Source organism: Ornithinimicrobium sp., from assembly GCF_051004135.1.
In the GTDB taxonomy this organism is placed as follows: domain Bacteria; phylum Actinomycetota; class Actinomycetes; order Actinomycetales; family Dermatophilaceae; genus Ornithinicoccus.
Genome location: NZ_JBPCKQ010000074.1, coordinates 1 through 12,564, shown reverse-complemented (window position 1 = coordinate 12,564; position 12,564 = coordinate 1). Strand labels below are relative to the sequence as shown.

Annotated in this window: 10 protein-coding genes; 5 read left to right on the top strand and 5 right to left on the bottom strand. The window is 70.6% G+C overall.

Going from position 1 to position 12,564, the window contains the following annotated elements:
• On the bottom strand, positions 1 to 1,236 hold a 1,236-nt coding region (locus ACR2FV_RS04265; protein ID WP_434014458.1), incomplete at its 3' end, for a carbon starvation CstA family protein.
• 244 nt (positions 1,237 to 1,480) lie between these two features.
• Here ACR2FV_RS04265 and ACR2FV_RS04260 point away from each other — a divergent pair.
• Positions 1,481 to 2,305, top strand: coding sequence for a hypothetical protein (locus tag ACR2FV_RS04260; RefSeq protein WP_434014457.1), 825 nt, complete (start codon positions 1,481 to 1,483; stop codon positions 2,303 to 2,305).
• Positions 2,306 to 2,495: 190 nt separating this feature from the next.
• Here ACR2FV_RS04260 and ACR2FV_RS04255 read toward each other — a convergent pair whose 3' ends face one another.
• The 3 genes from ACR2FV_RS04255 to rfbB are packed head-to-tail and all read right to left on the bottom strand — an operon-like array spanning position 2,496 to position 5,567.
• On the bottom strand, positions 2,496 to 3,089 hold the full coding sequence (locus ACR2FV_RS04255) for a class I SAM-dependent methyltransferase (protein WP_434014456.1): 594 nt from the start codon (positions 3,087 to 3,089) through the stop codon (positions 2,496 to 2,498).
• 43 nt (positions 3,090 to 3,132) lie between these two features.
• Positions 3,133 to 4,557: a sugar nucleotide-binding protein gene (locus ACR2FV_RS04250; protein WP_434014455.1), complete on the bottom strand. Its 1,425-nt coding sequence runs from the start codon at positions 4,555 to 4,557 to the stop codon at positions 3,133 to 3,135.
• Positions 4,557 to 5,567, bottom strand: coding sequence for a dTDP-glucose 4,6-dehydratase (rfbB, locus tag ACR2FV_RS04245; RefSeq protein WP_434014454.1), 1,011 nt, complete (start codon positions 5,565 to 5,567; stop codon positions 4,557 to 4,559). The genes ACR2FV_RS04250 and rfbB overlap by 1 nt, the downstream gene beginning before the upstream one ends.
• A 53-nt stretch (positions 5,568 to 5,620) precedes the next feature.
• On the opposite strand from rfbB, the gene rfbA reads away from it, so the two are divergent.
• From rfbA to ACR2FV_RS04230, 3 genes are all read left to right on the top strand, one after another.
• Positions 5,621 to 6,505, top strand: a complete 885-nt coding sequence (rfbA, locus tag ACR2FV_RS04240) for a glucose-1-phosphate thymidylyltransferase RfbA (protein WP_434014453.1) — start codon at positions 5,621 to 5,623, stop codon at positions 6,503 to 6,505.
• Between the two features lie 42 nt (positions 6,506 to 6,547).
• On the top strand, positions 6,548 to 7,417 hold the full coding sequence (locus tag ACR2FV_RS04235) for a sulfotransferase family protein (protein ID WP_434014452.1): 870 nt from the start codon (positions 6,548 to 6,550) through the stop codon (positions 7,415 to 7,417).
• 64 nt (positions 7,418 to 7,481) lie between these two features.
• Complete coding sequence (locus ACR2FV_RS04230) at positions 7,482 to 10,688, top strand: glycosyltransferase (protein ID WP_434014451.1); 3,207 nt, start codon at positions 7,482 to 7,484, stop codon at positions 10,686 to 10,688.
• On the opposite strand, the gene ACR2FV_RS04225 is transcribed toward ACR2FV_RS04230, so the two are convergent.
• On the bottom strand, positions 10,652 to 11,824 hold the full coding sequence (locus tag ACR2FV_RS04225) for a hypothetical protein (protein WP_434014450.1): 1,173 nt from the start codon (positions 11,822 to 11,824) through the stop codon (positions 10,652 to 10,654). The two genes, ACR2FV_RS04230 and ACR2FV_RS04225, sit on opposite strands and share 37 nt — an antisense overlap.
• Positions 11,825 to 11,896: 72 nt before the next feature.
• Here ACR2FV_RS04225 and ACR2FV_RS04220 point away from each other — a divergent pair.
• Positions 11,897 to 12,564 (top strand): glycosyltransferase (locus tag ACR2FV_RS04220; RefSeq protein WP_434014449.1); only part of this gene is annotated, 668 nt, incomplete at its 3' end.

The following is a 12,564-nucleotide window of genomic DNA, read 5'->3' as shown; positions in this document are numbered from 1 at the left end:
GTCCATGGTCGTCGCCGCGAAGGAGATCACGACGACCGCGGCGAAGATCACCGCAAGGTCGAAGGGGATGCCCAGGTTGTTGGCGAAGGCGGCCACCCCGTTGACGAAGTTGCCAACCGCGCCTCCGGAGGCGGTGGCGAAGTCCGGGTAGAGCGCCTCCCAGTCGACCCGGGTAGCGGCCACGCCGGCGGTGGTCGCGAGCACCGCCCCCGTCGCGAGCGAACCCTCGCCGAGGGCGCCCATGTAACCGACGTAGCGGGCGTCGGACTCCTTGTCCAGCTGCTTGGAGGTCGTGCCCGAGGACACCAGGCTGTGGAAGCCGGAGATGGCCCCGCAGGCGATGGTGATGAACAGGAACGGGAAGACGGACGGGGCATCGTCGGGCACGTCGTTGACCAGCGGCGCCACGATCGTGCTCCACCCGACGAGGACACCCAGGGTCACCACGCCGAGGGCGATGAACAGCTGGTGGGAGTTGATGTAGTCGCGGGGCTGCAGCAGGATCCACACTGGCAGCCGGGAGGCGATGAAGGCGTAGGTGAACATGATGACGATCCACAGGTTGCGGGTGTTGTCGATGCCCAGACCCTCAGCCAGCGGAGCGATGTCCACCGGGTACTGCTGGCCCACCCAGATCAGCGCGTAGAGCCCGATGACGCCCAGGAGCGAGGGGATCAGGGCGGCCGACCGGGTCTGGTAGATGTACTGCCCGATCACGATGGCCAGCGGGATCTCCACGAAGATCGGGATGACGGCACCGGGGTTGGCCACGAACAGGTTGCCGATGACCACGGCGAAGACCGCGTTGACCAGGGTGAGCAGGAAGAAGATGATGATCAGAAAGAGCGTGCGCGCCCGCGCCGAGATGATGTCCTTGGTGATGGTGCCGATGTTCTTGGCGTCGTGCCGCACCGAGACCGCCAAGGAGCCGAAGTCGTGCACCCCGGCGGCGAAGATGGTGCCGAGCACGATCCAGGCCAGGGCCGGCCCCCATCCCCAGAACACGGCGATGGCCGGGCCGACAATCGGCGCAGCACCCGCGACCGAGGTGAAGTGGTGCCCGAACACGACGTGCTTGTTCGTGGGCACGTAGTCGACGCCGTCGGCGAATCGGTGGGCCGGGGTCACGAATGCCGGGTCGAGCGCATAGACGTGGTCGGCGAGGTAGCGCGAGTAGTAGCGGTAGCCGAGGAAGTAGAGCACTCCCACTACGGCGGCGACGTAGACGGCGGGCATGACGCACTCCTTCGGGCGACGGACACACGAGGCTGCCAGTGTGCTCTCGGAGTGGCGGATGTGACAAGTGTGGTGCGGGGGCACGTGTAGGAGGTGTGACCGCTGCGGCGGGGAGGTTCGGCTCCGGCCGTGCGACCGTCGCGTGCTACGTTCGCGCACGTGCGGGACCCTCGAGCTCGATCTGTGCGCGACCGCCGCGCAGCGAGAGGCACTGCGCAGAGCGACCATCCGGATCGACCCGGCGATGCATGATCGGGATGCCGGGCGCGCGGCACAGCGGGTCCGTGCCAGCAGCGTCGGTGACCTGGCCTGGATCGACAACGACGGAGCACCTGCGGTCGCTCCGGTGCTGCCGCTGACCCGGGGTGAGGATGTGCTGCTGGCGCTGACCTTCGACCAGGTCCGGTGGGCTCACCAGTTGGCCGTCGCCGGCCGGGTTGTGCTCGTGTTGCGGGATCCCCGAGGCACCGGGTCCGCCTTCGAGCCCGCTGCCTGGCGGGCCGACGTGCGGCTTCAGATCGACCCGGACGGGGACTTCTATCAGGAGCACCTGATCACGCAGGAGCTGCGGCGCTACCCTCCCTCACGGACACTGGTCGACTCCCCGATGTTGAGTCGGGAGCACTGGTGGTATCTGCCCCGACTGATCGTCCACCTCGACGACATGGTCGCGCTCGAGTCGGTCCCGAGAGCTCGCACCGACGGTCGTGACCACCTGCTCGCGGGGGCCCGCGACGGCATACCGACGGTGTCCACGGTGCGCACGGCTACGGCGGCACCGGGCGAGGGACCCGTCCCGGTGGAGGTGACCGGGGGTGATTCTCCAGTCCCAGGTCCGGCCGTGCTGTTCGCCCAAGACGCGTCCTACCCCGACCTGGAGCGATGGGTCGGCTGGTCTTGGCGGGGGGTCCTGCGTCTCGAGGAGGAGCACGGGGTCCTCGTCGGCGGCATCGGTCCGGATCGAATCGGGCTGCCTCCTACGCCCGGGCTCGGTCGGCGCTGGCGGACCCACCGCGAGCTTCAGCGCAACTGCCGGAGGGCGCTCGCCGCCTACGAGGCGCAGCGCTGAGACGGGCCCTGAGGTGCCACTCGCGACCCTCAACTCTGGGGCGCGTCGACCAGCAGTCTCGGGTTCTCAGCGGCACCTCTACCGGATCGGGCCGGTCGCAGCATCGCGCGGCATTATGTACATGGCGCCGTGGTCGGAGGCCGCGCAATGTGTGCAATCCCGCGCAATGCGCGGGACAGCTGAGGGTCCCTCAGGTCGCAGCGGGGTTGGGCAGCGCGACGAAGAAGGTGCGGTCCGGCGCATGCCACGGGTCGACCGTCAGCACGGTGCCGTATCCGTTCTCGGCGAGCATCCGCTGGAATGAGGGCAGGGTCGGCCAGAACGAGCTCGCGTTCTCCCAGGAGGAGGTGGTGGCCCCCGGCTCCGTGTAGAGAACACCCTCGTAACCATCGCCCTGAGTGAGCCGGCGGGTTACTTTGTGCTTGTGCTCGCCGTGGTCCAGGTGAGTGTCCAGGATGACGGGCCGACCGGCCGCACGGGCGAGGAACGATAGCTGGTCTTCGCAGGTCAGGTGATAGAAGAGACCGAGGCACGCGATCACGTCGTAGTTGTCCAGGTCGTGTGTGCGGACATCCTCCTGGACCCAGGTGACCCGCTGGTCGTCGGGCCACCGCTCGTTGCGGGCATCCACCCCCGTCGCATCCCAGCCAAGGTCTGCCGCACGGATGGCGAACCGGCCATGACCCGTGCCGAGGTCCACCATCCGACCTGTCGAGAACAGTCGGAGCAACTGCTCGAAGAGGTCTAGCCGGCCAGGACGAAAGCTGTTGGTGGGGTTCGCCATGCCAGGAGGCTACCGACCCCGTGGTGTCTCAGCACCTCAGGACTCAGACCGGCGCATCACGTCGAAGGTAGGCCGTCAGGGACTCCCACTGGTCCGTCGGCCGATAGCCGGTGCCCTCGATCTTGGCCAGGTCCAGCACGCTGCGCGCTGGACGGGGTGCGCCGGACTTGCCCGAGATCTCGGCGTACTGCGCGGTGGACACGCCGGTGACGTCGCCGCGTTCGCGCCCCTCGTGGGCGAACACCTCCCGGGCCAGATCGGCCCAGCTGCCCGGACGGCCGCCGTTGCTGAGGTGATAGGTGCCGTATGCCGACCCGCTGGACAGCAGGTGCAGCGTGGCCCGGGCCAGCTCCTCGGTGAACGTGAGCCGCCCCACCTGGTCGTCCACGACCGAGGGCGACACCCCGTCGCGGGCCAGCCGGCGCATCGTGGTCACGAAGTTACCACCGTCGCCGACGACCCACGACGTGCGCAGCAGATAGTGCCGGGGCACCAGCGAGAGCGCCAGGTCGCCGGCCGCCTTGGACTGGCCGTAGACGCTGAGCGGCGCGATCGGGTCGTCCTCGCGCCAGGCGCCGTCGGGACCGCTGCCGCCGGTGCCGTCGAAGACGTAGTCGCTCGAGTAGTGCACCAGGGTGAACGGGTGCCGCACCGCCGCGCGGGCCAGCGCGGCCACCCCCACCGCGTTCGCGGCCCACGCCCCCGCCCGGTCATTCTCCGCCGCGTCGACCGCGGTCCAGGCGGCGGCGTTGAGCACCGTGCCCACGCCGTCGAAGTCGAACGCCTCGACCGAGCGCGGGTCGGCGAGGTCCAGCTCGTCCCGGCCGACCGACCGCGCGTCGGGCAGCACCGTGCGCAGGGCGCGGCCCACCTGCCCCCCGGGCCCGAGGATCAGCGTCGCCGGACCGGTGACCGGCTCCAGCGCCGTCAGCTCCGGGTGTCCCCGGTCCTTGTCGGAGACCACGGCGTCGGTCAGCGGGATCGGCCAGGGCACGGCCGCCGTCGGGTCGGCCAGGTTGAGGTGGGTGTATGTCGCGTCGGCCGACCAGTGCGCGTTGACCAGGTAGGAGTAGACGGTTTCGGGCACGAGGGTCTGGTAGGAGTTGCCGACGCCGCGCGGCACGAAGACCGCGGTCGCCTCGTCGAGGGTCTCGCTGTGCACCGTGCCGAAGGTCGGTCCTTCGCGCAGGTCGATCCAGGCGCCGAAGGCCCGGCCGGCAACGATCGAGACCAGCTTGTCCCACGGCTCGCCGTGGATGCCCCGGGTGGTGCCGACCGCCCCGTTGTGCGCCACCGAGTGCTGCACCGGAGCGAAGTCGGGCAGCCCCAGGGCGGTCATCTTGGCCCACTGCCAGTTCTCCTTGAACCACCCGCGGGCATCGCCGTGCACCGGCAGCCGGAGCACCAGCAGCCCGGGGATCGCGGTCGGCGTGACGCTCAGCTCCTGGGTGCCCGGTCCGCCGCCCATCACTGGCCCCGCGCCGCGTAGGCGGACTCGACGCCGTCCTTGGCCGGCCCCCACCAGCCCTCGTGCTCGGCATACCACCGCACCGTGTCGGCCAGGCCTGCGTCGAAGTCGGGGTAGGCCGGCTCCCAGCCCAGCTCGGTGCGCAGCCGGGTGGCGTCGATGGCGTAGCGCAGGTCGTGCCCGGCCCGGTCGGTCACGAAGTCGATCTCGTCCTCGCTCCGGTCGCGCAGCCGCAGGATGGCCCGCACGACCTCGAGGTTGGAGCGTTCTCCGTCGGCCCCGATGAGATAGGTGGCGCCGATCGTGCCGTGCTCCAGGATGGCCAGGACCGCACTGGAGTGGTCGCCGGTGTGGATCCAGTCGCGCACGTTGGCGCCGGCGCCGTAGACCTTGGGTCGATCACCCCTGAGCACGTTGGTGATCTGGCGCGGGATGAACTTCTCGACGTGCTGCCACGGGCCGTAGTTGTTGGAGCAGTTGCTGATCGTCGCGCGCACCCCGAAGGAGCGCTGCCAGGCTCGGACCAGGTGGTCGGCCCCCGCCTTGGTGGCCGAGTAGGGGCTCGAGGGACGGTATGCCGTGCTCTCGGTGAACTTGGCCGGGTCGTCCAGCTCCAGGTCGCCGTAGACCTCGTCGGTGGAGATGTGGTGCAGCCGCACGTCGTGCCGGCGCACTGCCTCGAGCAGGACGAAGGTGCCGACGATATTGGTGGTGACGAACGGCGAGGGGTCGCGCAGGCTGTTGTCGTTGTGCGACTCCGCCGCGAAGTGCACCACGGCGTCGTCTGGTCCGGTCAACCCGGCGACCAGACCCTGCACCACCGCCTCCTCGGCGACGTCGCCGACGACCAGGCGGACCCGGTCCGCAGGCACCTCCTCCAGCGCCGCACGCGACGCGGCATACGTGAGCTTGTCGAGCACGATGACCGACGCGTCGGTGTGCTGCAGGAGGTGGTGGACGAAGTTGGAGCCGATGAAGCCCGCCCCGCCGGTGACCAGGATCTGACGCATGGCGGACATGCTAGTCACGCCGGTGGTCGTGGGTGTGAATACGATGGCTCGTCATGCGAGGCATCCTGCTGGCCGGCGGCACCGGCTCCCGACTCCACCCGATCACTCTCGGGACCAGCAAGCAGCTGCTCCCGGTCTACGACAAGCCCATGGTCTACTATCCGCTCTCGACCCTCATGCTGGCCGGGATCCGCGACGTGCTGGTCATCACCACCCCCCACGACGCGGCCCAGTTCGAGCGGCTGCTCGGGGACGGCTCCCAGTTCGGGGTCTCCATCAGCTATGCGCAGCAGCCGAGCCCGGACGGCATCGCCCAGGCCTTCGTCATCGGCGACGACTTCATCGACGGCGCCGGCGCTGCCCTCGCGCTCGGTGACAACATCTTCTACGGGCCCGGCCTGGGCCACCGGCTGGGCCGCTTCGGCGACCTGCGCGGAGCCGCCATCTTCGGCTACCGGGTCAGCGATCCCACCGCATACGGCGTGGTGGAGTTCGACGAGGAGGGCAAGGCGTTGTCCCTGGAGGAGAAGCCGACCCACCCCCGGAGCCCGTATGCCGTGCCGGGGCTGTACTTCTATGACGAGCAGGTCGTCGATAGGGCCCGCGACCTGAAGCCGTCGGCGCGCGGCGAGCTGGAGATCACCGACCTCAACCAGGGTTACCTCGACGACGGGCTGCTCCAGGTCGAGGTGCTGCCGCGGGGCACCGCCTGGCTGGACACCGGCACCTTCGACTCCCTCAACGACGCCTCCGACTACGTGCGCACCCTGGAGGGGCGGCAGGGGCTGAAGATCGGGGCGCCGGAGGAGGTGGCCTGGCGAATGGGATTCTTGAGCGACCAGGAGCTGGCCGCGCGGGCCGAGCCGCTGGTCAAGTCCGGCTACGGTTCCTACCTGCTCGACCTGCTCGCCCGGGACGACGCGGCGCCCACCCTGTGACCCACCTCCCGTGAGCCATCCCGTGACCCAAGGAGAGACCTGATGCCCAGCGATCCCGGCACCCCCCCTGTCTTCGTGGGCGGCAGCGGCCGCAGCGGGACCACCATCGCCGGCGAGCTCATCGGCGCCAGTGCCCACTACGCGCTGGTGCCGATCGAGCTGCGCTTCCACGTCGACGGGGGAGGCCTGGCCCAGCTGGCCCGGGGCGAGACCAGCCTCGACGCCTTCCAGACGGCGATGACGCGCAAGTGGTACCAGCGGCCGCCAGCGGCCAGCGGGGCCTCGCGGGGGGTCCAGGTGGTCATCGACCGGCCGGAGCTGGAGCAGGCGTTCGGGCGACTACGGGACACCTACCCACAGGATCCGTGGAGGTCCTGCGGCACTTTCCTCGAGGACGTCGTCGACCCGCTGCGAAGGACGCAGGGCGCGGCCTCGTGGGTCGAGATGACCCCGCCCAACGCCAAGGCGATCCACACCCTGTCGCGGATGCTGCCCACCGCCCAGTTCGTGCACATGGTCCGGGACGGGCGAGACGTGGCCCACTCGGTGGCCCGGCGCAGCTGGGGGCCCGACGATGTGCCCGGTGCGTTGATCTGGTGGGGCAAGCAGATGCTGGCCATCCACCGGTCCATCAGCGACAGCGACGCCTCGAGGGTGCACACGGTGCGACTGGAGTCCCTCGTTGGCCCGCACCGCGAGGTAGCCTACGATCAGCTGGCAGACTTCCTCGGGCTGCAGGGCGACGCAACGATGCGGACCTTCTTCGACGAGCGGATGAGCACCGGGAGGGCCCGCCCGGGCAGCTGGCAACGGGGCCTGGACCCAGACGAGGCCGAGCGTGTCGAGTTGCTGTACCGCAAGCAACTGGCAAGGTTGGAGTCGCAGGGCGTGAGCTTCCCGTCCGTCCTGTAGGGGAATCGCTCCATCGACGACGACAAGAGGCCAGCGCGTGAACCGATGGGTTGGTGGAGGTAGCGTGCGAATCAAGGACCTGGGCAAGCGGCTGCCGCCCATCGCCTGGCGCGACGCCAAGCTCGCGGAGTGGCGGGACAAGAACCGTGCTCTGCGATCCCAGCTCGCGACCTACGACGGCACCGCGGCCTGGGAGGGCCCCGATCTCGCGCAGGGTGCGGCGCTGGTGCGGCGCAGCGGTCTCTTCGACGAGCAGTGGTATCGCCGCCAGCTCGATGAGGAGCCGACCGCGGACACCGACCTCGTGGAGCACTATCTGAGCGTCGGTGCGCAGCAGGGGCTCTCCCCGCACCCCGCCTTCTTGGCGGACCGCTATGTCGCGCAGGTCAAGAATCTGAAGCATCACAAGTCGCGCAACCGGGTCGAGTCGGCGGCGCTGCTGCACTACCTGATGGTCGGGGCGGCCCGGGACCTGTCCCCGCATCCCCTCTTCGACGCGCTCTGGTATGCCGATCTCGTGCCGGAGGCGCGGTCGCACCCCGGCGGTCCGCTGGGTCACTTCCTGGCCGGCTCAGCCCTGCCCGCCGAGACGCCGGGCCTCGAGGGGTCCGCATCGGGTCCGCGGACCCGGTGGCGGGACCCGCAGGAGTTCCTGCGCAAGGCCGCGGCCGCCGCCGAGGTGGTGCACGACACCCGAGGCCATGCCCACCTGCAGCGGGACTCCGAGGAGCTCGACGTCGCTACGGAGCAGGCGGTCAAGGATGCGCTGCGTCAGGTGCAGCTGCCCGATCCGCCGCCGATGGTGTCCGTGGTGCTGCCCACCAAGGACCGCGCCGGGCCCATGCTCCAGGCGGTCGACTCGGTGCTGGCACAGAGCTATCCCCACTGGCAGCTGATCGTGGTCGACGACGGCGGCACCGACGACACCGCCGAGGTGCTGGCCCCGCGGCTGGTCGACGAGCGGATCAGCTACGTCACGCATGAGCAGTCCCGGGGGGTCTCGGGTGCCCGCAACACCGGGCTGGCCCACGCCACCGGTGACTACGTCGCCTACCTGGACTCCGACAACACCTGGCGGGCGGACTTCCTGGACCTGATGGTGCGCTTCATGGTCCGGGATGGCCACCGCGTGGGCTACGCGATGTCTGCGCTGATCGAGGAGGGGGGTGAGCATCGCACCCTTTACCGGGGCATGCCCTTCTCGCGTGAGGCCATGATGGAGCGCAACTACATCGACTGCATCGTGCTGATGCACGAGCGCCGCCTGCTCGACGTCGTCGGCACATTCGATGAGTCCCTGCGCCGCAACGTCGACTGGGAGCTGTTCATCCGGATGGCCAGGGAGTGCGACTTCGGCTACGCCCCGTTCGTCGCGACGCAGTATGACGTGTGGGAGGACCGCACCCAGCGGATCACGACCGACGAGGCCGTCAGTTATCGCTTCGTGGTCCGCCAGCGGGCGCTGGTGGACTGGGACGCCCAGCGGGCCGGCCTGCCCGACCGGGATGCCGATCTGGTGTCCGTCGTCGTGGTGGCCACCGAGCGTGCGCAGACCGCGGTCACCGCGGTCCGGCGGATCCAGGAGAGTGCCCGCGGGCGGGTCGAGATCGTGGTGGTCGACCCGCACCTGGTGGACCAGGAGAGCATCCTGCTGCAGATGGCCCTGCAGGATGCCGACGACGTGCTGGTGGAGCGGATCAGCCAGCCGGTCCCGCTGGAGGTGGCCCGCAACGTCGGCGCCACCCGGACCGGCGGAGGCGCGGTGGTCTTCTTGCCGGACACCGCGTGGTGCGAGCCGGACTGGGACCGCCCGCTGCTGGCCGCGCTGGCTGACCACGCGGTGGTCCAGCCGCTCACGCTGACCCACGGGGGTGCCGTCTGGTCCGCCGGGGTGAGCTTCTCGGAGAGCGGTCGCCCGGCCCTGCCCTACCGCGGGTTCGCCGGCGACGCCCCCGAGGTCCGCGGGACACGCACCGTCGACGGCGTCACGGCCGCCTGCCTGGCCGTCCGGGCCGACGACTACGTCGGGGTCGGAGGCTTCGACCCGCTCTTCGTGCGCCACCACACCGGCGCCGAGCTGGCCTTGCGCGTCACCGAGCATTCCGGCCGGACGGCGGCCTGCGTCGGGTCGAGCCACGTCTCACTGCGCACCGAGCCGCCGGTGCCCGCTCGCGGGCACCAGGTCTCGGCATGGAAGAACGACCAGCGGTTGCGCCGGCTGTGGGACGGGCGCCCTTCCAGTCTGAGCGAGACGCTGCGCGCCGACGGGTATGCGGTGCAGGGATTCCTGCGGCTGCCGGGCACGAGCGAGGCCACGCCGATCGTGGCCCACGACCGGCCGCAGCGCCCGCTGCGGTGGGCGATCAAGATCGGCGCCCCGAGTGTGGAGGTGCGGACCAACTGGGGGGACTGGCACTTCGCGGAGGCGCTGCGCGACTCCCTGGAGCGGTCCGGCCACGAGGTCAGCATCGACTGCTTCTACGACTGGCACCGGCCCACCGCATACCTGGACGACGTGGTCGTCGTGCTGCGCGGCGTCTCGCACTACGAGTGCAACCCCGGTCACACCAACCTGTGCTGGGTGATCAGTCACCCCGAGCGGGTCTCGGCGGCCGAGATGGGGCAGTACGACGCGGTCTTCGGGGCCTCCCCCCGGTGGGTCGAGCGGATCAACCCCAAGCTGGTCCGGCCGGCGGAGGTGCTGCTGCAGTGCACCGACCACCGCCGCTTCCACCCCGTGGAGCCGGACCGGCGCCGGGCCCACCCGGTGCTGGCCGTGGCGAATGCCCGCCGGATGCGCCCGGCGGTGGGTGCGGCGCTGGAGGCGGGGGTCGTCCCGGCCGTCTACGGGCTGCGCTGGGACGGGCTGCTGCCGCAGGGGGCATGGCAGGGCCCTTATGTGCCCAACGACCAGCTGGCGGCGGTGTATGCCGCGGCCGGGGTGGTGCTCAACGACCACTGGGACGACATGCGCGCCGAGGGACTGGTCTCCAACCGGCTCTTCGACCTGACGGCCTGCAACGCCCGGGTGATCAGCGACCACCTGCCGGAGATCGAGCACGTCTTCGGCGACGTGGTGTTGACCTACAACTCGCCCGACGACATACCGGATTTGATCGCGACCCACCGGGACGAGTCACCGCAGCGGCGGGCGGCGCGGGAGGAGATGGGTGCACACGTGCGCGAGGCACACACCTTCGACGCTCGCGCCCAGCTGTTGGCGCAGCGGGTCGCTCAGCTCCGCGCCCGCGAGCCGGCGCGCGCGAAGTAGGAGTTGGCGGCCGTCAGCGTCGAGTGACCCGACTCGGCGTGGAACCACGCCAGCTGCGGCGGCGTCCGCCGGTGCACGATGCTGGTCGGGGCCCAGTCGGCGGGCTGGGCGTCGGTCAGCACGGCGTTGCACCCGTGGCCAAGGTATGCGGGCCCGTCGGGCGGGGTGAGCCCGTGTCCGGCATACCACAGCGCGGTGCCGGCCAGGCCTTCGCTCGTGGGGGAGGTGACTTCGGTGGGGGTGGCGGGCCGCTCCACGACGGCGCCGTGCTCCGGCTCGTGCGCGAACCGGCGGGGTGAGCAGGCGACCCCGCACCCGCTGTGCCACAGGGCGTGGACCAGATCCTCCAGGTGGTGCGGACCGTAGGAGACCCCGGCACGGAGTCGGGTCAGATAGACCGAGCCGGTCGCCTGCACCTCGCGCAGCAGCGAGATGTCGTCGTCGCCGAGCACATGGAGATGGACCTGCGACCAGGACTGTGCGGCGAGCTGGTGCCGCAGCGCCTCGGTGAGGGTCGCCTGGTCGGCCAGGACCGAGATGGCGGGACGGGGCGGGTCGTGTGCCGGGTGGTAGCCGTACGCGCGGTGCGCCGAGCGCCGCAGCCCGATCGAGCGAGCCTCGCGGCGGTCCGGGTCCCGCACGTCGACGTCGTCGAGAAGGTCGCCGGCGGCCAACAGGCCAGGGTCGAGCATCGAGCGGACGGTGGCGGGCAGGACGGCGGTGAGCACCGGCACGCCGGCACAGCACAGGGCGGCGACGGCAGTCGCGACCTGCCACGGCGTGGTCCAGCTGCGCTCGTCCACGGTGACCCCCGGTGCCGGACGCAGCCCCTGCACGGCGTCGGCGCCGAGCAGCCGGTCCAGACCGATGTACGGCATACCCGCATGCGGGGTGGGCGCGCTCTGGTGCTCGCGCCCGTCCGTCGAGGGCTGGGCATTGCCCACCGAGCTGATGGTCCGGGTCGGCGTCGTCCGGCGAAAGCCGCGGGGGGAGGCGATCGCGGTGTTGACCGGTGGCAACAGGGCCGGCCCGGCGGCGGCGATCAGCTCCAGCAGCTCCTCGCGAGTCATGCGGTCCGACCGGGCCCAGGTCAGCGCGCGCAGCGCCGTTCGTGCGGCGGGTGCAGTCTGCGACACGCTCTGGACTCCTTCGTCGTCGTCGCCCGTAGCATAGGGTCGACAGTGCTGTCCCAAGGAAAGGCGAGTCACGTGGGGTCGCTCGACCTGCGCTCCGTGCCGGGGCAGGACTGGAAGCAGCTGGACGTTCCTGCCCTGGGCTCCTGGCAGCCTGATCTGCGCGTGGGGGTGGTCGTGCCGGCGCGCGACTGCCAGGAGGAGCTGGACCGCACCTTGGCCGCCCTGGCCGAGCAGAGCTATCCGGTCGAGCTGACCGAGGTGGTCGTGGTCGACGACGGCTCGAGCCCGCCGCTGCGGCTGGGTGACCGGCGACCGGCAGCGACCACGCTGGTCCGCATCGAGCAGGAGGAGTCGCACGGCTCGGGCCGCGCCCGGCACGTCGGGTCCACTCGGACCGAGGCCGACGTCCTGCTCTTCCTCGACGCCGACATGGTGGCCGATCGCTTCCACGTCGAGGCGCACGCCCGCTGGCACCACCTGACTCCGCACGCCGTCGTCCTGGGGCGCAAGTGGTTCGTGGACTTCACCGGGCTGGGCCCGCAGGACGTCGGGGAAGCGACCGCGGGTGCGGGGCTGGAGACGCTGTTGGAGGGTCGAGAGCGCGAAGGTCACGGGTGGCAGGAGGAGTTCATCCGGGGACGGGAGGAGCTCACGACCGACTCGGAGGACTGCTTCCTGGCCGTGGTCGGAGCGACCGTCTCGCTGCGTCAGGACCTCTACCAGCGCACCGGGGGATTCGC

Coding starts and splice junctions, on each gene's coding strand:
- ACR2FV_RS04260 (WP_434014457.1), top strand. CDS start 1,481: ATGCATGATCGGGATGCCGGGCGCGCGGCACAGCGGGTCCGTGCCAGC.
- ACR2FV_RS04255 (WP_434014456.1), bottom strand. CDS start 3,089: ATGGCGAACCCCACCAACAGCTTTCGTCCTGGCCGGCTAGACCTCTTC.
- ACR2FV_RS04250 (WP_434014455.1), bottom strand. CDS start 4,557: ATGGGCGGCGGACCGGGCACCCAGGAGCTGAGCGTCACGCCGACCGCG.
- rfbB (WP_434014454.1), bottom strand. CDS start 5,567: ATGCGTCAGATCCTGGTCACCGGCGGGGCGGGCTTCATCGGCTCCAAC.
- rfbA (WP_434014453.1), top strand. CDS start 5,621: ATGCGAGGCATCCTGCTGGCCGGCGGCACCGGCTCCCGACTCCACCCG.
- ACR2FV_RS04235 (WP_434014452.1), top strand. CDS start 6,548: ATGCCCAGCGATCCCGGCACCCCCCCTGTCTTCGTGGGCGGCAGCGGC.